The organism is Pandoraea pnomenusa (assembly GCF_000767615.3).
Lineage (GTDB): Bacteria > Pseudomonadota > Gammaproteobacteria > Burkholderiales > Burkholderiaceae > Pandoraea > Pandoraea pnomenusa.
Genome location: NZ_CP009553.3, coordinates 1,631,151 through 1,652,197 on the forward strand (window position 1 = coordinate 1,631,151; position 21,047 = coordinate 1,652,197).

At 65.6% G+C, this 21,047-nt stretch carries 17 protein-coding genes, 1 pseudogene and 1 riboswitch; of the genes and pseudogenes, 12 read left to right on the forward strand and 6 right to left on the reverse strand.

Annotation, left to right across the window (positions count from 1 at the left end):
• Nucleotides 1–2 precede the first annotated feature (2 nt).
• From boxC to LV28_RS31505, 4 genes are all read left to right on the forward strand, one after another.
• Nucleotides 3–1,658, forward strand: coding sequence for a 2,3-epoxybenzoyl-CoA dihydrolase (gene boxC, locus LV28_RS31490; RefSeq protein WP_023595045.1), 1,656 nt, complete (start codon nt 3–5; stop codon nt 1,656–1,658).
• A 106-nt stretch (nt 1,659–1,764) separates the two neighbouring features.
• The gene (boxB, locus tag LV28_RS31495; RefSeq protein ID WP_023595046.1) at nt 1,765–3,192 is read left to right on the forward strand and encodes a benzoyl-CoA 2,3-epoxidase subunit BoxB; all 1,428 of its coding nucleotides are present in this window, start codon (nt 1,765–1,767) and stop codon (nt 3,190–3,192) included.
• A gap of 55 nt (nt 3,193–3,247) precedes the next feature.
• On the forward strand, nt 3,248–4,504 hold the full coding sequence (gene boxA / locus LV28_RS31500) for a benzoyl-CoA 2,3-epoxidase subunit BoxA (RefSeq protein WP_023595047.1): 1,257 nt from the start codon (nt 3,248–3,250) through the stop codon (nt 4,502–4,504).
• A gap of 327 nt (nt 4,505–4,831) precedes the next feature.
• Nucleotides 4,832–5,413: a DJ-1/PfpI family protein gene (locus tag LV28_RS31505; protein ID WP_023595048.1), complete on the forward strand. Its 582-nt coding sequence runs from the start codon at nt 4,832–4,834 to the stop codon at nt 5,411–5,413.
• Nucleotides 5,414–5,479: 66 nt separating this feature from the next.
• Here the strand turns inward: LV28_RS31505 and LV28_RS31510 are convergent, their stop codons facing one another.
• The gene (locus LV28_RS31510; protein ID WP_038618257.1) at nt 5,480–5,998 is read right to left on the reverse strand and encodes a 2-thiouracil desulfurase family protein; all 519 of its coding nucleotides are present in this window, start codon (nt 5,996–5,998) and stop codon (nt 5,480–5,482) included.
• Between the two features lie 156 nt (nt 5,999–6,154).
• Between LV28_RS31510 and LV28_RS31515 the strand changes: the two genes are divergently transcribed.
• The 3 genes from LV28_RS31515 (at nt 6,155) to nrdR (ending at nt 9,670) form a co-directional block, all read left to right on the forward strand.
• Nucleotides 6,155–7,459 (forward strand): hypothetical protein, encoded by a 1,305-nt coding sequence (locus LV28_RS31515; protein ID WP_023871870.1) that lies wholly within the window; start codon nt 6,155–6,157, stop codon nt 7,457–7,459.
• Between the two features lie 256 nt (nt 7,460–7,715).
• Nucleotides 7,716–7,823: riboswitch (ZMP/ZTP riboswitch) on the forward strand.
• Nucleotides 7,824–7,921: 98 nt separating this feature from the next.
• Nucleotides 7,922–9,169 carry a serine hydroxymethyltransferase gene (gene glyA, locus LV28_RS31525; RefSeq protein ID WP_023595052.1) on the forward strand — a complete coding sequence of 416 codons (1,248 nt, stop codon included), beginning with the start codon at nt 7,922–7,924 and terminating at the stop codon, nt 9,167–9,169.
• Nucleotides 9,170–9,187: 18 nt separating this feature from the next.
• Nucleotides 9,188–9,670: a transcriptional regulator NrdR gene (nrdR, locus tag LV28_RS31530; RefSeq protein WP_023595053.1), complete on the forward strand. Its 483-nt coding sequence runs from the start codon at nt 9,188–9,190 to the stop codon at nt 9,668–9,670.
• 163 nt (nt 9,671–9,833) lie between these two features.
• Here nrdR and LV28_RS31535 read toward each other — a convergent pair whose 3' ends face one another.
• On the reverse strand, nt 9,834–10,898 hold the full coding sequence (locus LV28_RS31535) for a porin (protein WP_023871869.1): 1,065 nt from the start codon (nt 10,896–10,898) through the stop codon (nt 9,834–9,836).
• Between the two features lie 574 nt (nt 10,899–11,472).
• The gene (locus LV28_RS31540) at nt 11,473–12,402 is read right to left on the reverse strand and encodes a LysR family transcriptional regulator (RefSeq protein WP_023595055.1); all 930 of its coding nucleotides are present in this window, start codon (nt 12,400–12,402) and stop codon (nt 11,473–11,475) included.
• A 216-nt stretch (nt 12,403–12,618) separates the two neighbouring features.
• Between LV28_RS31540 and LV28_RS31545 the strand changes: the two genes are divergently transcribed.
• From LV28_RS31545 to LV28_RS31560, 4 genes and pseudogenes are all read left to right on the forward strand, one after another.
• Nucleotides 12,619–13,524, forward strand: coding sequence for a VOC family protein (locus tag LV28_RS31545; protein ID WP_038618250.1), 906 nt, complete (start codon nt 12,619–12,621; stop codon nt 13,522–13,524).
• A 56-nt stretch (nt 13,525–13,580) separates the two neighbouring features.
• Nucleotides 13,581–14,513 (forward strand): annotated as a pseudogene (locus LV28_RS31550) (NAD(P)-dependent oxidoreductase); the annotation flags it as partial.
• A 123-nt stretch (nt 14,514–14,636) separates the two neighbouring features.
• A complete protein-coding gene (locus tag LV28_RS31555) occupies nt 14,637–16,151 on the forward strand; it encodes an aldehyde dehydrogenase family protein (RefSeq protein WP_038618247.1) in 1,515 nt (504 codons plus the stop codon).
• 423 nt (nt 16,152–16,574) lie between these two features.
• Nucleotides 16,575–17,942 (forward strand): DUF3100 domain-containing protein, encoded by a 1,368-nt coding sequence (locus LV28_RS31560; RefSeq protein ID WP_023595059.1) that lies wholly within the window; start codon nt 16,575–16,577, stop codon nt 17,940–17,942.
• Nucleotides 17,943–18,117: 175 nt separating this feature from the next.
• Here the strand turns inward: LV28_RS31560 and LV28_RS31565 are convergent, their stop codons facing one another.
• The 3 genes from LV28_RS31565 to LV28_RS48680 all read right to left on the reverse strand — a co-directional run bounded on the left by LV28_RS31565 (nt 18,118) and on the right by LV28_RS48680 (nt 19,620).
• Nucleotides 18,118–18,705 carry an EF-hand domain-containing protein gene (locus LV28_RS31565; protein WP_051610670.1) on the reverse strand — a complete coding sequence of 196 codons (588 nt, stop codon included), beginning with the start codon at nt 18,703–18,705 and terminating at the stop codon, nt 18,118–18,120.
• An 89-nt stretch (nt 18,706–18,794) separates the two neighbouring features.
• Nucleotides 18,795–19,061, reverse strand: a complete 267-nt coding sequence (locus tag LV28_RS31570; RefSeq protein ID WP_025250512.1) for a YMGG-like glycine zipper-containing protein — start codon at nt 19,059–19,061, stop codon at nt 18,795–18,797.
• 145 nt (nt 19,062–19,206) lie between these two features.
• A complete protein-coding gene (locus LV28_RS48680) occupies nt 19,207–19,620 on the reverse strand; it encodes a hypothetical protein (protein ID WP_145929469.1) in 414 nt (137 codons plus the stop codon).
• A 785-nt stretch (nt 19,621–20,405) separates the two neighbouring features.
• Here LV28_RS48680 and LV28_RS31580 point away from each other — a divergent pair.
• Nucleotides 20,406–21,047: a TetR/AcrR family transcriptional regulator gene (locus tag LV28_RS31580; RefSeq protein WP_048806408.1), complete on the forward strand. Its 642-nt coding sequence runs from the start codon at nt 20,406–20,408 to the stop codon at nt 21,045–21,047.

A 21,047-nucleotide genomic window follows, 5' to 3' on the forward strand; every position in this document is an offset into this window, starting at 1 on the left:
TCATGTTCGGCAAACCCCACGTCGACTATCGTACGGACCCCTCGCAGTACAAGCACTGGAAGCTGAGCTTCGACGGCCCCGTCGCCACGCTCGCCATCGACATTGCGGAAGACGGCGGCATTCGCGAAGGCTACAAGCTCAAGCTCAATTCGTACGACCTGGGCGTGGACATCGAACTGCACGATGCCATTCAGCGCATCCGCTTCGAACATCCGGAAGTCAAGACCGTGGTGGTCACCAGCGCCAAGGACCGCGTGTTCTGCTCTGGCGCGAACATCTTCATGCTGGGCCTGTCGTCGCACGCCTGGAAAGTCAATTTCTGCAAGTTCACCAACGAAACGCGTAACGGTCTCGAGGATTCCAGCCGCCACTCCGGCCTGAAGTTCCTCGCCGCCGTGAACGGTGCATGCGCGGGCGGCGGCTACGAGCTGGCGCTGGCCTGTGACGAGATCTATCTGGTCGACGACCGCTCGTCGTCGGTTGCGCTGCCGGAAGTGCCGCTGCTCGGCGTACTGCCGGGCACGGGCGGACTCACGCGCCTGACGGACAAGCGCCATGTGCGTAACGACCGGGCCGACATTTTCTGCACCATTGTGGAAGGCATTCGCGGCGAGCGAGCCAAGCAGTGGCGTCTGGTCGACGAAGTCGTGAAGCCCGCGCAGTTCGCGCAGACGATCGCGGCACGTGCGCTGGAGCTCGCGCAAGGCAGCGATCGTCCGGGCGGCAAGGGCGTGACGCTCACGCGCATCGAGCGCACCGACGAGCCGGACGCGATCCGCTACGAATTCGTCGAAGTGGAAATCGACCGCGCCAATCGCACGGCGAGCCTCACCGTCAAGGCGCCGAAGTCGGCCCCGCCCGCCGACATCGCGGGCATCGAGGCGGCCGGCATCAACTGGTGGCCGCTGAAGATGGCACGCGAACTCGACGACGCCATTCTCAACCTGCGCACCAACGAGCTCGACATCGGCACGTGGCTGCTGCGCACCGAAGGCGACGCGAAGCACGTACTTGCCGCCGATGCCTCGTTGCTCGCGCATCAGGACCACTGGTTCGTGCGCGAGACGATCGGCATGCTGCGCCGCACGTTCGCGCGCATCGATGTGTCGTCGCGCTCGCTTTTCGCCCTGATCGAACCCGACTCGTGCTTCACCGGCACGCTCGCCGAGTTCGCCTTTGCCGCCGATCGCACCTACATGGCGTCGCTGCCGGCAAGCGAGGAAGACGAGCCGGCCATCACGCTCACCGAGGTCAATTTCGGCCTGCTGCCGATGGTGACGGACCAGTCGCGCCTGGCGCGCCGGTTCTATGAGAACGCCGAGGAACTCGACGCGGTGCGCGCCACGATCGGCCGCCAGGTGCGTCCGGACGAAGCCGAGCGACTCGGTCTGGTGACGGCCGCCGTGGACGATCTCGACTGGCCCGACGAAATCCGCATCGCCATCGAGGAGCGTGCGGCCATGTCGCCCGATGCGCTCACCGGCATGGAGGCAAACCTGCGCTTCAACGGCCGCGAGACGATGAATACGCGCATCTTCGGCCGCCTGTCCGCCTGGCAGAACTGGATTTTCATTCGTCCGAACGCCGTGGGCGAGAAGGGGGCGCTGAAGGTCTACGGCAAAGGCAACAAGGCGCAATTCGATCTGAATCGCGTCTGACCGGGACGCACGCAAGGACCGGTCGTCGCGCGACGCAAGGCGACGCGCGACGACATCCAACGAGACGTTTTCCACAGAATACGCACGAGACACGAGGATTCCCACGATGGCTTCGATCAACTACAGCGAGAAGATCCCCAACAACGTCAACCTGTCGGATGACCGCACGCTCCAGCGCGCGCTCGAACAGTGGCAACCGAATTTTTTGTCCTGGTGGGGCGACATGGGCCCGGAAGGCTCGCATGGATTTGACGTCTATCTGCGCACGGCGGTGAGCGTCGATCCGGGCGGCTGGGCGCACTTCGATCATGTGAAGATGCCGGACTATCGCTGGGGTATCTTCCTCACGCCGGGCGAGGCCGATCGCAAGATCCATTTCGGCGAGCACAAGGGCGAGGCCGCGTGGCAGGAAGTGCCGGGCGAGCATCGCGCGAACCTGCGCCGCATCATCGTGACGCAGGGCGATACGGAGCCGGCGTCGGTCGAGCAACAGCGTCACCTCGGACTCACGGCGCCCTCGATGTACGACCTGCGCAACCTGTTCCAGGTGAACGTGGAAGAGGGCCGCCACCTGTGGGCGATGGTCTATCTGCTGCATCGCTACTTTGGCCGCGACGGCCGCGAGGAAGCCGAAGCGCTGCTCGGCCGCCGCTCGGGCGACGAGGACAATCCGCGTATTCTGGGCGCGTTCAACGAGAAAACGCCGGACTGGCTGTCGTTCTACATGTTCACGTACTTCACGGATCGCGACGGCAAGTTCCAGCTCTCGGCGCTGGCCGAGTCGGGTTTCGACCCGCTCGCGCGCACCACGAAGTTCATGCTCACCGAAGAAGCGCACCACATGTTCGTGGGCGAGTCGGGCGTGTCGCGCGTCATCGCCCGTACCGCGCAGGTGATGAACGAACTGAAGACCGACGATGTGGCGAAGCTGCGCGCGGCAGGCGTGATCGATCTGCCGACCATTCAGCGCTACATCAACTTCCACTATTCCGTGACGATCGACCTGTTCGGCGCGGACCAGTCGTCGAACGCCGCCATCTTCTACAGCTCGGGTCTCAAGGGGCGTTACGAGGAAAGCAAGCGCGACGACGACCACCAGCTCAATGGCCAGATGTATCGCCTGCTGGACGTGGACAACGGCCGGCTCGTGGAGCGCGAAGTGCCGATGCTCAACGCGATGAACGAAGTGCTGCGCGATGACTACATCAAGGACTCGGTCGCGGGCGTGAACCGCTGGAACAAGGTGCTGGAGAAGGCCGGCATCGATTTTCGCCTGACCGTGCCCCACAAGGCGTTCAACCGCCAGATCGGCACGTTCGCGGGGGTGCGCGTGTCGCCGGACGGTCGTGTGGTGAGCGAGACCGAATGGGCCGCGCACGAGCGCGAGTGGCTGCCGTCGTCGGAAGACCGTGCCTACGTCGCGTCGCTCATGGGCCGCGTGACCGAGCCGGGCAAGTTCGCGAACTGGATCGCGCCGCCCCCGATCGGCATCAACCGCCAGCCGATCGACTTCGAGTACGTGCGCTTCAACTGATGACGCGGGGGGCCATGCAGCCCCCCAGGCGCATTCCCCACAAGGAGACAGCATCATGAACGGCCCCGTTCCGGTCGAAGTTCTTAAGCAGCATCTGATCGATCCGGAGATCTGCATTCGCTGCAACACCTGCGAGGAGACGTGTCCGATCGACGCGATCACGCACGACGACAACAACTATGTCGTGCGCGCGGACACGTGCAATGGATGCATGGCGTGTATCTCGCCGTGCCCGACGGGGGCGATCGACAACTGGCGCGACGTGCTCAGGGCCGAAGCCTATTCCATCGACGATCAGCTCACCTGGGACGAACTTCCGGTGCAGGACGACGCCATTGCCGGCCAGGGATCGATCGGCGAGGCCGCATCCGCCCCGGCGGGCGTCAATCCGTCGGACGCGCCGGAACCGGTCATCGGTGGCTCGGATCTCGTACGCGGTTCGGTCGTGCCGCCGTGGTCGGCGGCAAAGCCGTACGTCAACCTCTACAACCACAAGGCGCCGGTGCAGGCCACCGTGGTCGGCAACTACCGTCTGACCGACACGAGCGCCGAGAGCGACATTCATCACATCGTGCTGGACTTCGGCAAGCAACCGTTCCCGGTGCTTGAGGGACAGTCGATCGGCATCATCCCGCCGGGCACTACCGCCGACGGGCGCGCGCATCACGCACGGCAGTACTCGATCGCGTCGCCGCGCGACGGCGAGCGACCCGGTTACAACAACCTGGCGCTGACGGTCAAACGCGTCACGAAGGACCATCACGATCAGGCGGTCGGCGGGGTGTGCTCGAACTATCTGTGCGATCTGAAGAAGGGCGACGTGGTGAACGTGATGGGCCCGTTCGGCAGCACGTTCCTCATGCCGAATCACGCCGATTCGCATCTGTTGATGATCTGCACCGGCACGGGGGCGGCGCCCATGCGCGCCATGACCGAGTATCGTCGCCGTCGGCGCCTGAAAGGCGCGACGGGCAAGCTGATGCTGTTCTTCGGCGCGCGCACGCAGGGCGAGCTCCCGTACTTCGGTCCGCTGCTCAATCTGCCGAAGGATTTCATCGACACGAACCTCGCGTTCTCGCGCACGCCGGGGCAGCCCAAGCGCTACGTGCAGGACGCCATGCGCGAGCGCGCGACCGACGTGGCAGCGTTGCTCCGGCACGACCACACTTATATCTACGTGTGCGGCCTGAAGGGCATGGAGGATGGCGTGCTGCAAGTGCTGCAGACCATCGCGGGCGAGGCCGGTCTCGACTGGCAGGCGCTGTGGCAGCGGATGAAGACGGAAGGGCGTCTGCATCTCGAAACCTATTGACGAGTCCGGCTCGCGCGGCGTCTCCTCGAGCGAGGCGCCGCCGGGCAACCGCTTGACCGACGGCGTTTTGCGCCGACTTGATACCGCGTGCCTCGGCACGCGGTTTTTTTTCGTCCGAAGGGTGTTCGTAATACGCCAGGGATGGGGCGCGACGGGGCCGAAATGGGGCCATGATGGGGCCACCATGAGGCCGCGATGGCCGCGGCGCGGCCGAACGCGATCGGCGCGCCGGTGGCCCGGGCTCGCGGCCGTCCCGGAGACGTCACCGGAATTGAGTAACATGGAAGGGCGGTTTCCCCTCCCTCTTTTCTCTGAATGGAGCGTCACATGGGCAAGAAGCGGATTTTGGTACTCGCGGGCGACTACGTCGAAGACTACGAACTGATGGTGCCGGTGCAGGCGCTGATGGCCGTGGGCCATCGGGTGGAGGTGGTCTGCCCCGGCAAGAAGGCGGGCGACAAGGTGCGCACTGCGATTCACGATTTCGAGGGCGATCAGACCTACAGCGAGAAGCGCGGCCACGACTTCACCCTCAACGCCACGTTCGACGGCCTGTCGCCAGCCGACTTCGACGCGCTGGTCATTCCCGGCGGACGCGCCCCCGAATACCTGCGCCTGAACGATGCGGTGCTCGAGGCGGTGAAGCATTTTGCGCAGAACGACAAGCCCATTGCCGCGATCTGCCACGGCGCACAACTCCTGGCGGCGGCCGGCGTGATCGAAGGACGGGAGTGTTCGGCCTACCCCGCGTGTGCGCCGGAAGTGCGCCTGGCCGGCGGGAAGTACATGGAGATCGGCATTGATGAAGCGCACACCGACGGCAAACTTGTGACTGCGCCGGCCTGGCCGGCTCATCCGGCCTGGATCGCCCAGTTCCTTGCGGTGCTCGGCACGAAGATCGAGTTGTAACGACGCACGCCAGGCGGCGCTTGGGGCGTCGCCATATCGCCGCGCTGTCTGCGCGCTATCGGCCTGCTATCGGCGCTCGTCGATGGCGCGCAGTCTCGCATCCGCCTCGGCGAGCGTGTATTCGCTGAACACCTCGACACCGTGGCGTCGTAACCAGGCCGCCGTCACGCCCGCTTCCCGCACCTTCCCGCCCGTGAAGCTGCCGTCGTAGATCGACGTGCTGCCGCACGACGGGCTGTCCTCCTTGAGGACGGCAATGCGTACGCCATGACACAGCGCCAATGCGAGTGCCTGCCGTGCGCCGTCGAGAAAGGCAGCGCTCACGTCGGCGCCGGTATCGTCGATCACGCGTGCGCGCTGGAGCCAGACGGCGTCGCCACCGGCGGCGCCTTCGATTTCGGCGGGCGGCCGCGGCGTGGGCAGGCCGCCCGCGACTTCCGGACAGACCGGGACGATGCGACCTTCGGCATGCCAGCGCTCGAGAAAGGCGGCGGCTTCGGATTCGCAAGACGCGCTGCGTCCGTGATAGCGAACCGGATGGCCGAGCAGGCAGCTGCTGACAAGAATGCGGGCAAGCGTAGACATGGGACGAGCCTATCACGTGCGGCGGAATTGTCCGATGTTGCCTCATTTTCGAAAGCTGGCCGCGCACTGCCGCAGCAACATCGGCCGATCTCGAACGGGTCGGCCGGCCCGCGCACTGCGTGCCGGGGCCTCGCCATACGACGAAGGAGGGTCGTCATGGATATCCACGGCTATTTGTCAGGCGCGCAAGCGGCAGCGGCCAAACCGGCGCCGACGACACCCCAGGCATCCCCGGCATCCGGTCCGGGCGCGCCCGGCGGCATCGCGGCGGCGCTGGCGCTGCCGGCCACGATGACGACTTTCGGCCGTCTTGGGGCCGTTGCGGGATGCGACGGCTGCGATGTGCCGCTGCCGGGCATCGGACCCCATGATTTCGGCGCGGCGCAGCGTGTTCACGAGGCGGCACCGGAACCGGCTGCGGTGCAGATGCGGCTCGGCCCGCACGCGGACGCGTCCCGGTTCGTCGTCAGGGCGTATCCGGATGCCCGGCAGGCGTCGCTGGCCTGGTTCGCGTCCAGGCTCTTCGGTGCGTTGGGGCTGGTGACGCCGACAGCGATCCTGGTTCGGGGCTGTGCGGCGGCATACGACGGCACGCTTGATGCGACGCGTGTCTTTCTGGCAACGCCGTATCTGCCCGGTTACTCGAGCCTTGGCCGTTGGCTCGAGAGCGATGCCGCGAGCCGCGTCGTCGATGGCGCTGCGCCTCGCGCTCAGGGTGCGGCGAGGGCATTCGATCGCCTTGGGGAAGGCCAGCCCGGTGACGACGCCAACCGGTGGCGCACGCAACGCTGCGCCATGCTGCCCGACATCTATCAATGTGAACTCGAGCGCCAGTACCTCGCCGCCCTTTGGCTGGACAACCGGACGCTGTGCGATGCGGCCATGGAGAACGTGGGGATCTGGCGGGATCAGAACGATCTGCCGCACGTGATGACGGTGGAATTCGGGGCTTGCCTGTGCGCGGACGCCTTGAACGATATCGATGCCCCACCGCAGCGCATGGACGGTGCCGCGCCACCATGGGTCGATCGGACGCGCGTGTCATGCAACGCTGTCGGCACCCCGTTTGTGCGTCGGTTGGCGGGGTTCGTGCCGCACGCTCACGAGAAGACGATTCGCGACGAATTGAGACAGCCGGACGGTGTGCGAGCGGTGGCGGCGGAAATGGCGTTTCGTCTTGGCCGCATCGATGCGGCGACGATACGGCCGTGGGCGGCCGATGCCTGTCAGCTTGCCCGCGAGGCGCAGGCGCTGGCCGGGCACGGGGACGATACGCGCGATGCCGACGCGTTGGTCGACCATGTGATGGCCAGACGCGGCGAGGTGCTGAGGCACCTGGGTGGAGAGCTGACGGCCCGTGCCTGGGCGCGTCTGTACCCGACGCGGGCGGCCGCCATCAGCGCGCAGCAGGCGCTGTTCCTCGCGCTGGCCCCCGCGGCGCGCACGACCGGCCTTGCATGACGGCGGGCTCGGCGACCGGTTCCCCCTCGTTGGTACGCCGGTCGAATGCCGTGTGGCCTTCGCGACACCATGTCGGCGCCGGGCCGTAAGGTTTCCATCATTGGCATGTCTGGCGGCGGAAGCATTGAAATCGCCTGTCTGTGCGGCACCGCGCCAGCGCTGTCGCCGTTGCGTCACGGGGCGTTCTGCAAGGTGGCGGTGCGGGTTTCCGAGCCGGTTGCCTAACGCCGCAAGCTCGCATAAACTATTGACGCCACAAACCCCGCGTGACTGGCGATTAGGGTGCACAGCCTTGTGCGCCCGAGGTGGATCAACCCACCGGGAAGCGCCGGGGTCTTATTTGCCGTTCGCCTGGGCAGCCGTGATGGTTGGTGCTGCCCTGTCTATCGTCTTCCGAAGCACAAAGGAAGGCGCGCTGCACCATCCCCTCCCGGAAAACCTGTTCAATTCAACGGAACCGCCATGTTCGACAAATCGAAATCCACCGTTGCCGCCGTCGATCCCGACGTGTGGGCCGCGATTCAGAAGGAAAACCAGCGTCAGGAAGACCACATCGAGCTGATCGCGTCGGAAAACTACACCAGCCCGGCCGTGATGGAAGCGCAGGGCTCGCAACTGACCAACAAGTATGCGGAAGGTTATCCGGGCAAGCGCTATTACGGTGGTTGCGAGTATGTCGACGTGGTCGAACAACTGGCGATCGATCGGGTGAAGGCGCTGTTCGGTGCCGAGGCCGCGAACGTGCAGCCGAACTCCGGCTCGCAGGCCAACCAGGGCGTGTACTTCGCCATGCTCAAGCCGGGCGACACGATCATGGGCATGAGCCTCGCCCACGGCGGTCACCTCACGCACGGCTCGCCGGTCAACATGTCGGGCAAGTGGTTCAACGTGGTGAGCTACGGCCTGAACGAGAACGAAGACATCGATTACGACGCTGCCGAGAAACTCGCGCAGCAACACAAGCCGAAGATGATCGTGGCGGGCGCATCGGCCTTCGCCCTGAAGATCGACTTCGAGCGCATGGCGCGCATCGCCAAGTCGGTCGGCGCCTATTTCATGGTCGACATGGCGCACTATGCCGGCCTGATCGCCGCGGGCGTGTACCCGAACCCCGTGCCGCACGCCGATTTCGTGACGACCACCACGCACAAGAGCCTGCGCGGCCCACGCGGCGGTGTGATCCTGATGAAGGCCGAGTTCGAGAAGGCCATCAATTCGGCGATCTTCCCGGGAATCCAGGGTGGCCCGCTCATGCACGTGATCGCCGGCAAGGCCGTCGCGTTCAAGGAAGCCGCCACGCCGGAATTCAAGGCGTATCAGGAACAAGTCGTGAAGAACGCACGCGTGCTGGCCGAGACGCTGGTCAAGCGTGGCCTGCGCATCGTGTCGGGCAAGACCGAATCGCACGTGATGCTGGTCGACCTGCGCGCCAAGAACATCACCGGCAAGGCTGCCGAAGCCGCGCTGGGTGAAGCGCACATCACCGTCAACAAGAACGCCATTCCGAACGATCCGGAAAAGCCGTTCGTGACGAGCGGCGTGCGTCTGGGCTCGCCGGCCATGACCACGCGTGGCTTCAAGGAAGCTGAAGCCGAGCTGGTCGGCAACCTGATCGCCGACGTGCTGGACAACCCGGAAAACGCCGAAACGCTGGCCACGGTCCGCGCCAAGGTCGCCGAGTTGACCAAGCGCTTCCCGGTCTACGGCTAAGCCGACGGCGTCGCACGCATGCGCTGCCCGTTCTGCCGGCACGACGACACGCAGGTCATCGACTCGCGTGAAGCGGAAGACGGCGCCGCCATTCGGCGACGCCGGAAATGCCCGTCGTGCGACAAGCGATTCACCACGTACGAGCGTGTCGAACTTGCCATGCCCGCGGTCGTCAAGAAAGACGGCAGCCGGGCCGAGTACGATCGCGCGAAGGTGCGTGCGAGTATGCAACTGGCGATTCGCAAACGCCCCGTGAGTGCCGAAGCGATGGATGCCGCGATTGCGCGCATCGAATACAAGCTGCTGGCCGGCGCGGAGCGCGAAGTGATGAGCCAGCGTATCGGCGAACTGGTCATGCGCGAACTCAAGCGCCTCGACAAGATCGCCTATATCCGCTTTGCCTCCGTGTATCGCAGCTTCGAAGACATTGCGGAGTTCCGCGATGTCCTCGAGGAAATCGACAGCACCGACCTCAAGCCCAAGCGCAAGCCGGTGGCGTAGGACAGCGCGAGAGGCCGCGATGCGGTCTGAACGAGCGACGAAAAACCCGTCGCGCCTGAAAGGGCGCGGCGGGTTTTTTCATGGTGGACGGCACCGTGGGCGCGGACGACGGGCGCTGGCACCCGTTGCCCGGCGACGCGCAAGTCAACAGCGCCGCATGCGCTCAGAACGAGTGCGACACCCCGATGTAGGCGCCGGTCTGGCTCTTGCCTGGCGGCGGGTTGTCGAGCGAGTCGCTCGGAATGGCGGCGACCGAGAAGCTTTGGTTGGCGCTGTTCTTCACGTAGGCGACGGTGCCATACAGGAACGTGCGTTTGGACAGGTTGTACGTGGTGCCGAGCTCGAACATTGTCGCGTGTCCGAAACCGCCCGGCACGTTCACGTGGTAGACCGCCGCATTGGCCGCCCACACGGCCGTCGCCTGCCATTTCACCCCGGCCCAGTAGTGATCGGCGCGCGTGGCGAAATCGGGGGCGGGGGCGTCAGGCGCCGACATGTGTGTGTAGCCCAGCGAGATCGTGAAGCGATTCAGGAAGACATTCGCTCCCGCGAAATACTCGCGCGAGGTGGCGAACACGTCCGTGAATCGCCCGTTGGTGTCGCGAATTTCGTCATACAACGCGCGCAACTGGAAACGATCGTGCGTGTAGGTCAACTGGGCGCCCATGCCACGCCCGTTGTTGAACTGTCCGGCGATATTCGAGAATGCGTATTGGCCGGCGATATCGAATCCGTACCAGTTCGGACTCTGGTAATTGACGGTATTGCTCGCTTGCGGCCAGTTGCGTCCGCGCACGAGCGATGCCGACGAGAAGGCCTGCTGCTGGAAGGGATCGAAATCCCAGACGCCATTGCTGATGAACAGGTTGCGGCCGAGCGTGAGCTGACCCCACGAGCGGGAATTGAAGCCGACCAGGGCACGCCGATCGAAGATCGAGCCGGAACCGTTGTTGTTGTAGCCGTTCATCAACTGGAAGCCGCCTTCCAGATTGAATACCGCATGCAATCCCTGCCCGAGATCTTCATATCCGCGCAGCCCGAACAGGCTGGTGCCGAAGTCGCCGCCCTGAGCGCTCCAGCGCGACGTCGTGCCGCCGTTGCCGTCCTGCAGGTTGTTCATGAACTGGAAGCCGCCATCGACGCGGCCGTAAAGTTGCACGCTCGACTGTGCGTGCGCGAACGAGCCGATGCCGCACAGCAGGCTGGCTGCGATGAGCTTCTTTTTCATGGTCTGTTCCCCAGGTTGCGTTTTGCCCCGCACCTTTCTCGCGTGGTTATGCCCGTCGTCGTCGTCCATCGCCCGTTTCGGGGCGAGGCAGGAGACGCTCGGGAAAGCCTGAATTTTCGTTACGAGTGACGAGAAATCGGCAAGCGGAAACGCCTGGGCAACGGGCGCCGCACGGGAGCGTGCGGGCGGTTGCGAGTGATGCCGGCACGCTCTGGTCGTCAGAGATCGTTTTCATGGCAGTCCACTGGCGTGAGGCCGTCTTCGGCGTGCTGCCACGCGCCGTCGGAATGACGCTCACGTGACACGCAGGGGCCGTCCGGCGACCGGAATCGGCTGGCGAGGCGCGCCAAGATGATCGATGTCTTGTACTGCGAGATAACTTTGCGCGCGACGCCCGGATGGCTTCTTTATAGCTGAATTCTCACGCCTGCAACATCGGGTAAAGGCTTAGTCGCCGGATTGTTGCGTGCCAGCAACCGAAACCGCCGTCAGTGCAACGGCCGACAAGGCCGTCGGCATCGGCGCGGCGCCGTATCGGCTTGCCGGGCGGTCGCCCGCGTGGCCCGCAGGCGCCTCAATCCGGCGCGCCGAAGGCTTCCATCTTGCTTGCCAGATGCGTGAGCAGCCGATTGGCCGCCCCGGAAAGCCGGCGGCCCGCGCGGGTGACGAGATGCGCCTCGGCGCGATTGAGGATCGGGTGATCGATCGGCAGCGCACTCAGAATGCCGGCTTCGATCTCCTGCGACACCGCGAACGCGGGCAGGAACGTCGCGCCCAATCCGGCGCGAACGAAGTGCTTGAGCACGGAAATCGAGTTGGTGGTGACCGCGGGCGAGAGCCGGCGCTTTTCGGACTGCTCGGCCATTTCCATCATCTGGCGGGTGCCGTAGGCCCCGTGCATGAGTGCGAGCGGCACGTCGTAGAGCTCGTCCAGACGCAAGGCGCCCGCCTGGGCCGCGCGTGCGACGAGCGGCGAATCGGGCGCGACGATGGCGTGCACGGGTTGGCGCAACTGCGCCCGGGAAACGATCTTGGGCTCCGCCGGCGGGTTGTAGACGAGCCCGATATCCGCGTCGTCCTCGGCAACCAGGCGCATCACTTCGTTGGTGCCGGCCAGATCGAGGGTGAGCGTGATGTCCGGGTAGCGCCTGCAGAAATACTGCAGCGGCGGGCCCATCAGATCGCTGACAAACCCCTCGCCAACGGCCAGTCGAATATGCCCGCGCCGAAGTCCGCGCACTTCCTGCAGCTTGGCAAGCAAGTCCTCCTGGTGGGCGCGTTGCTCCCGGTAGTACTCCATGAGCAGGCGGCCCGCCTGCGTGAGATGCACGCCGCGCTTGTGGCGTTCGATGAGCGGTAGCGACAGTTCGGCCTCGAGCAGGGCGATCTGGCGACTCACGGCGGACGGGGCGATGTCGAGCCGGTCGGCGGCGGCACGTACCGTGCCGCACTGGACGGCTTCGTACAAATAGGCCAGACGGCTCTCGTTGATGGCGGGTGTCATAGCCTAAAGACTAATTTTTAGAACAAAAATCTTCAAGCGTTGTCATTGAGCGTCGTTTTTTTTTCAATCCACACTGCAAAACATGCGGATCGGCCCCATCGCCCGGCCCCGAACCCAGGCGAGGCCGGGCGACGGCGGCCCGATTCCGCGCCAGATGGCATGCGCCGCGATGCATGAGCGGCGCGGGACCCACGAACGATTCCACAGGAGACCCCGATGATTCTTCCGCGAAACACGCGATTCGGCATCGATCATCCGCTGGTCACCGTTCACGACCACCCGAGACGCCTCGCGCACTACGCGCGACTTGGTTTCTCGCCGTCGCCGGTGTCGTATCACCCGTGGGGCACGGTCACCTCGCTCATGATGTTCGCGGACAACTTCATCGAACTGATCGGCGTGGACGATCCCGCGAAGTTCGGCACGAACGCGGTGGGCGACTTCTGTTTCGGACGCTATCTCGGAAGCTTTCTCGCCCGGGAGGAGGGCGTCTCGCTCGTGGCACTGCACAGCAAGGACGCCCGGGCGGATCAGTCGCGTCTCGCCCAGGCCGGGCTCGAGACGCAGGGCATCATCGACTTCCGCCGTGCCATGCGCAAGCCGGACGGCACGCCCGACGAAGCGGTCGTCTCGCTGGGCTTGTTCCTCGACGACACGCTCGGCGACGCCTCCAATTTCATTTGCCACCAGCATCGCCCCGAACTGATCTGGGTGCCCGAGTGGCAGCGCCACCCGAACGGCGTGAGCGCCATTGTCGGCATCACGTACGTGACGCCGGACGCGACGGCGCTGCGTCAGCTCGCCACGCGCTGGCAGCGCCTCTACGGCGCGCGTCATGTGGATCTGTACGACGGGGGCGCGGTGGCCGACACCGGCTGTGGCCAACTGCTCGCGATGTCGCCGCAACGCGCCGAGGCGCGCTATGCCGCGGTGGGCCTGCCGATGGCGCAGGGCACACGCACGCATGCGGTGGCGATCACGTTGCTCGCCCCCGATCTGGCGCGCATCGAGGCGATGTGGCGCGAGCACGGCGTGCCATACGGCTACAACGAGCACGGTCTGGTCGTGGAGCCCGAATTCGCGGGCAACGTCGTGCTGGAGTTCGTGAACCACCCGCATTGAAGTATTCCCAGGACATGTCCTGACGTGGGCCGTCGCAGGGCGGCGCGCGAAGCACGCGACGTCGCCCGTGGGGGTGGCGTCATCCTCGCAGTCAATTTGGAGTCAACATGAAAATCATCGGAGTGGTCGGACTGGGCAACATGGGACGCGGCATGGCGCTGTCGTTGCAGCGCGGCGGTTTCACGGTGCTCGGCTTCGACCCGTCGCCGGCCGCGGGCGCGGCATTGGCCGACGCCGGCATCGGCCTGCGCGGGTCGGTGGCCGAACTCGCACGCGAAGCCGACGCGCTCGTGCTGTCGCTGCCGACCTCGCAAGTGGTCGAGGCCGTGGTCAACGGCGCCGACGGCATCGCCGCGAACGGCCGCGAAGGGCTGGTGGTGATCGACACCTCGACCGCCGATCCGCAGAGCACCCGGGCGCTGGCCGTCACGCTGCGCGAGAAGGGCATCGCGCTGGTCGACGCACCGGTGTCGGGCGGACCGAAGGGGGCGCTCAACGGCGCGCTCACGATGGTGCTGGGCGGCGCGGCCGAGGACGTCGCACGTATCGAGCCGGTGCTCGCGGCGATGTCGGCCAAGCGTGTGCACATCGGCGATGTGGGCGCGGGCCACGTGACCAAGCTCATCAACAACCTGATGTGCGCGGCGCATCTGATCGTGGCCGGTGAAGCCATGCGCCTGGCAACCGCTGCCGGCGTCGCGCCCGAACAAGTGCTCGAGGGGCTGAACGCTGGCTCGGGCCGCAGCGGTGTGACGCAAACCAACTATCCGACGTGGATCCTCAACGACGCCTTCGACTCGGGCTTCACGATGAAGCTCATGCGCAAGGACGTGCGTCTGGCGATGGCCCTCGCGGAGCAGGCGGGGACGCTCGCGACCGGGCCGTTGTCGGCCGAGGTCGGCCGCCTCTGGGCGGCGAGTGCCGCGACGGTGGGCGACGACGAGGACTTCAACCGTATCGTGCAGTTCATCGAGCCGGGACGGGCGTGAGCGTCGGCCGGGGCCGGCTGTTTTGAAGCGGGCGCGGTGACGTGAATCGTCACGGCCGATTTTCGATCTCTTCAGTTTTGCATAGGACGATGCGCCGCGAGGTGCATCGCACGGAGTTTTCTCATGGCAGACCAACAAGCCGCCGCGTTGCTCGGCGCATTCCACAAATTCTTTCCCAACGCCACCACCATCGGCTCGTACGTCAACGGTGAACTCGTCGAAGGCGCGGGCGACGCCGACATCGATATCGTGAACCCGGCCAGCGGGCAGAAAGTGCTGGCCTATCGCGACGCCGGTGCCGCGGTCGTCGCGCAGGCGGCCGATGCCGCGCAGGCCGCGCAAAAGACCTGGTGGGCGCTCACGCATGCCGCGCGCGGTCGCGTGATGCAGGCCGTCGGTGCAAAGATTCGCGAGAACGCGGAGGCGCTCGCCCAGCTCGAATCGATCGGCGCGGGCAAGCCGATCCGCGATTGCCGCGGCGAGGTCGGCAAGGTAGCCGAGATGTTCGAGTACTACGCCGGCTGGACCGACAAATTCTTCGGCGACGTGATCCCGGTGCCGAGCACGCACCTGAACTACACGCGCCGTGAAGCCATGGGCGTGGTGCTGCAGATCACCCCCTGGAACGCGCCCGTGTTTACTTGCGGCTGGCAGCTCGCGCCCGCCATCGCCATGGGCAACGGCGTGCTGCTCAAGCCGTCGGAACTCACCCCGGCGAGCTCGCTCGTCGTGGCGGCGCTGGCCGAGCAAGCCGGCGTGCCGCGCGGGCTCATCAACGTGCTGGCAGGCTTCGGTCACACCACGGGGCAGGCCGCGATCTCGCATCCGGTGGTCAAGAAGGTCGTGTTCGTCGGTTCGCCCGCGACCGGCAGCAAGATTGCCGCGGCCGCCGCGCAACGCCTGTTGCCGAGCGTGCTCGAGTTGGGCGGCAAGTCGGCGAACATCGTTTTCGACGACGCCGATCTGAAGCGCGCCTGCCTGGGCGCGCAGGCCGCCATCTTCTCCAGTGCGGGCCAGAGCTGCGTGGCCGGTTCGCGTTTGCTGGTGCAGCGCGGCGTGTACGACCGCATGATCGAGATGCTGGCGCGCGGCGCGGAGCAGATCCGCGTGGGCGAGCCGCTCGACGATGCCACCGAAGTCGGCCCGATCTGCAACCGAACGCAGTATCAGCACGTGATGAACATGATCGACGCGGGCGTCGCGGGCGGAGCGCGTCTGGCGGCCGGGTCGCAGCAGCGCGGCGACGGCGGCTTCTTCGTGCGCCCGACCGTGCTGGCCGATGCGAACAACGCGATGGGTGTGGCGCGCACCGAGATCTTCGGCCCGGTGGTGGTGGCCATTCCGTTCGACACCGAAGAGGAAGCGCTCGCGATCGCCAACGACAGCGAATTCGGCCTGGCCGGCGCCGTCTGGACGCAGGACGTGGCCCGTGCGCACCGTGTCGCATCGCAGGTCAACGCCGGTACGTTCTGGATCAATGGCTACAAGACGATCAACGTCGCCTCGCCGTTCGGCGGATACCACCACAGCGGCTATGGCCGCTCGAGCGGTGTGGAAGCGTTGTATGAGTACACGCAGACGAAGAGCGTGTGGGTCGAGACGGCCGCGAATCCGGCCACGCCGTTCGGTTACGTCTGATTCCCACGCAAATGGGCTGTCATCGTGCGTTCCGCGTTCGCGGATGCATCGTAAAGGTGTGAGAAATGTTGGAAGTGTGCCGGACATCGGTCGTGAGGCCCCGTCCGGCATGCGGCCGTTTCAGCCCGCGGGACAAGCGGCCGGAACGGTGATTTTGACCGCGTATAATGCCGCCCTCGGGTGGTTCGGCGCGGAACGCTGTTGCTGTCACCGAGGCGCGCCAATATGGCGAGCGCATTGGGTAAGGCGTGGTTGTTGATGCGCAGTGCCGCAGTGCCGAATGGCGCCGTGGGGTGCGTTCGCCGGGTTTCGCAACCCGGTGAGCGGCGCGCCGAATTTCCTTAACCACCGAAATGTTCGCGCATCTTCCGGGCAACCGGACGGCACCGGACCGGTTCAATAGCAAGTGCAGTGGAGACCCAGATGGCAGTCATGGAACAAAACGCGGCAAAGCCGCAAGGGGGCGCCTTCAGCGATGGCGTGCGCCTGTACGTATGGGCTATCGTGATCCTCGTGATCGCGGAGCTGATCGGGGCGATCAGCATCAGCGCCGGTCACGGCAAGATCGTGTTGTTGCCGATGGTCTGGGCGTTGTTGCTCGGCGCGGCGCTGGGTCTGGCACAGGCGCGGTTGCCGCGCTTCGCGCAGATCGACCTGCCGTTGCAGCACAAGGCGGCCGCCATTTTGCAACCGGCACTGCTGCTGTTCGTGGCGAAGCTCGGCCTGCTCGTGGGCGGTTCGCTGCCCAAGCTCGTGGCTGCCGGCTGGGCGCTGGTGTTCCAGGAGTTCGGCCACTTCGTGGGCACGATCATTCTGGGCCTGCCGGTCGCGCTCATGCTCGGTATCAAGCGCGAAGCGATCGGTGCGACCTTCTCGGTCGGCCGCGAGCCGAGCCTGGCCATCATCGGTGAAAAGTACGGCTTCGATTCGCCCGAAGGCCGCGGCGTGCTGGCCGAGTACCTGACCGGCACGGTTTTCGGCGCCGTGTTCATTTCGCTGTTCGCCGGCTTCGTCGCCAGCCTGAACCTGTTCCATCCGCACTCGCTTGCCATGGGCGCCGGCGTGGGCTCGGGCTCGATGATGGCGGCCGCAGCCGGCGCCATCGCCGCGCAACAAACGCCGGAAGTCGCGAAGGAAGTCGCCACGTTCGCGGCGGCGTCGAACCTGATCACGACGACCATTGGCACGTACTTCACGTTGTTCATCTCGCTGCCGCTCGCCGTGTGGGGCTACCGCGTGATGGAGCCGGTGCTCGGCCGTATCAGCAAGCGCGGTCGCGCCAACGCGGAAGCCGCTGCCGTGGCCGACGCCGAAGCCGCCAAGGAACTCAAGCAGGCCAGCACTGCGCACACCGTCGAAATGAATTTCGGTGCGCGTCTGTTCGCGTGGGTGTTCTCGGGCGCACTGGCGCTCGTGGGCAACAGCATGGCCTTCAAGACGCCGTTCCTCGACGGCGTGCCGGGCATGTTGATCATCATCTGCGCCGTGATCGTCGGCGAAGCGTTGTATTTCGTCACGCGCCGCAAGGTGCCGGCCGTATGCTGGGTGTCGCTGATCGCGATGTTCCTGACCTCGCCCGCGTTCCCCTTCGCGCCAGTGGTCGAACAGTTCACGGGCAAGATCAACTTCCTGGCCCTCGTCACGCCGATGCTGACCTACGCCGGTCTGTCGGTTGCCAAGGACGTTCCCGCGTTCCGTCGCCTCGGCTGGCGTATCGTGGTCGTGTCGTTCCTGGCCAACGCCGGGACGTTCCTCGGCGCGGCGATCATCGCTGAGTTCTTCCACGTGTAATGGGTGGGGGCGGTACGCGGCAGCAACAGGCCGCGCCGCCATCGAGGGGCAGTGACTCGTTGTCGCGGCCCCGGGGCTGCAAGTACAAAACGCCACGGCTTGCCGTGGCGTTTTGCTTTTCGCCAACCCCTTCGCTCCCTTTCGCTTGCAGGGGCTTGCGAGCCCGGGCGCGCGCTCAGGGTTTGGTCGTCGCTGCGTCGGCCTGCTCCCGTTCGTGGTAGTAACGGCGGAAGAACGCACGAATCTCCGCCGGGGAGAGTTTGCCGTCGTGATTCACGTCGATCTGGTCGAAATGCTGGTAGAGGAAGGGCTCGGCGGCCGCCGTTTCGTCGCGGCTCAGATAGCCGTCGCCGTCCTTGTCGGCCGCCCTGAAGTAGCGCTCGAAGGTTGCGCGGCGTGCCTGCAACTGATTGCGCTGGTAGGCGGCCCATTCATTGCGATCGATCTTGCCGTCGTGGTTCGCGTCGATCACGTCGAACGAGCGCTGCAAATAGAGCCCCAATGCGGCGTTCTGATCGGCCGCGTCGCCATAGTCAGGGCCTTGTGCCCCTGGTGCCGCAGCCGGCGGGGGCGGTGGCACCGGGGTGGTCGGTACCACGCCGTTGATCGGGGCGCGCGCCTGCTGTGCATAGCCCGGCACGGCGGCGAGCGTGAGTGCCGCCGCGCCGACACACAGGGCGGCTGCCGCGAGCGTGCGGCGACCGAGCCGACGCGCGGACAGCGTTCGAAGCGATCGTTGGCGGAGTGTCACTTGGGATGTCATGTCGCACTTCTCCTTATGGCTTGAGCAATGACGGCGGCGCGTGGCTCGCCCGGCGAGCACGCTGCCGCCCGGGAACGGCCCGTCAGCCGTCAGTAGCGGCGACGATCGTTCGTGATGACGTTACCGATCACACCGCCCACGACGGCGCCGCCCACGGTGGTGCCGAGGTCGCCGCCGGAGATAAGCGCACCACCCAGCGCGCCGACGCCGGCGCCAACCGCGGTGTTACGCGACTCGCGCGGCGTCATGCCGCCGCAGCCGGCCAGCGTGCCGACGAGCGCGGCGCCCACGAGCACCGGGGCCGCCTTACGGGAAAAATGCGAGAGGTGCGAGATCCATCGTTGTGTGGTTTTCATGACGCATGGCTCCTTCAAAGGGGCGAGGCCCCCGGGTATTCGCAGGTCGTCGTGTCCGGGCGGCCTGCCGTTTGATGAAAGCGGTGCTCGACGATCCCGCCGGGGACGGCGCATCGATGTCGTTCGACGCACATCGACGGACCCGTCAGTGCGCGGTGGCCGACCCCGGCTCCGGTGCGCCCGCGCCGCCTGCCGGATTCGATTCCTGGTAGGCCGGGGGCGGGGGCGGTGGCGGATACGGACGGCCCTGGGCATCGGACGCGTACGGCCTGCCCGAAGCATCCGTCGGCGGGTAGGGGCGCCCGTAGGCGTCGGTGCCCGGGGCAACCGGCGGAGGCGGTGCGGCATACGGGCTGCACGCCGAGCCCGGCGCATACGGCGGCGGTCCGCAATTGGGCTGGTACGCCGGATTCGTCGGTTCGTTACCTCGATAGGGCAGGCGTGGCTGGGGCGGCGCCTGGTATGCGCAGCCCGCCGTCGCCAGCATCAGGGCCGCCAGTCCTATGGCCGCCACCGTCCTGGCGGTGAATGGGGCGCGGTTCTCAGCATTCGTTCGCATCATGACCTCCTTGCGAGAGCGGTGTTCGTCCCACTCGTCGTCATCATGGATTCGAAAAAGCAAGGGCGATTCGGCTGGGCCGTCGACGCAGCCATCGAGCACCGCGCCGCCAACGTCATCCGACCAGCATCGCTTGCCGACCCATGTTGGACGCAAGTTGCGAAATTTGGATCGCCGGATCTTGTAAGCGTTTGTAATCGCCCTGGGACGCGCCGCAGGGCGGGCGTTTCCGGCCGGTGCGCGCGATAGGGCAGACGCAACGCCGAACGCTCACATGCAAGGTATGCGATGTAGTCCGAATTAATGTAGGAATGCACCGACATCGCGCTGTCGGCAAACGGCGGAGGTGTGATGTAGGTAGCGACGCGCGACAGCGCGACATTCGATGCGAGGGGAATCGTCAATTCCGTATTCGTTGAAATATACGAACGCATGTGCGAAGCCGGCCCGCAGCGCGCTCATGTCCGCGGCGAGAAACATGACATCGAAACAGTTCAATTTTGAAGTATCTCGGGGCGGCGGTTTCACGGTCCGGACGCCTCGTCGGTCGTCCGGCGCTCATGCGCACATTGCGCGGCAAGACGGCGTAATACGCGATGTCTGTCATCGCAATTCACGTCGAATGCGTTTAAACACCGGGAAAGTCCGGGGGAGTGTTTGCGCTTAGTTTTCGCCGCAAGGGGCTTTTGCGCTGGCATACTGTGCGCGCTGACGTTCGGTATGCGCTTCAGTGGACGTTGAGAAATTTCGATCAAGGTGCCCGGCCTATCCGTGCAGGCTCACACATGCCACAAGTCAAGAAAGAAGACATTCGTCAGGCCATTCTGGAGGCGTCGCAGGCCCTATTTCTGGAAAAGGGGTATGTCGACACCACGATGGTGCAGATTGCCAAGCGCGCAGGTATTTCGCACGCGAACATCTACAGCTACTTCACGGCGAAGCTGCAAGTCTTCTTCTGTGTTTACGAAAAATGGTTCAAGGCGCGCGTCATCGCGATAGAGGCGGACGTTCTGGCCGCACACGGGGCCCATGCCCGCATGCGCACGCTGCTGGCCGGCACGCTGGTGCAATTGCCGCGGCTCGATAACGGCTTCTCGCACAATCTGGTCCAGGCGTTGGCCACTGTCAGCCCCGGCGACCCGTACGATCCGGCGTTGTTGCAGTGGTTTCGCGAACGCCTGTCGGGCATGTTGGCCGCGTGCGCCCCGAGCCTGGCTCGTGACAGTGTGCGACGCGCGCGTCTGGTCGACATCCTGGTGCTGACGTTCGACGGGTGCCTCGTCAATCATCATGTCAACCCGGCTTCGCTGCCCGACATCGCCATGCTCGAGGAGTTCGTGACGGCGTTCCTGTCGTCGGAGCCGGTCGAGCCCGCTCCCGCGCCGCACTCGCCGCTCACGCCGACAGGCTCCGCGGCGGCGGCCTGA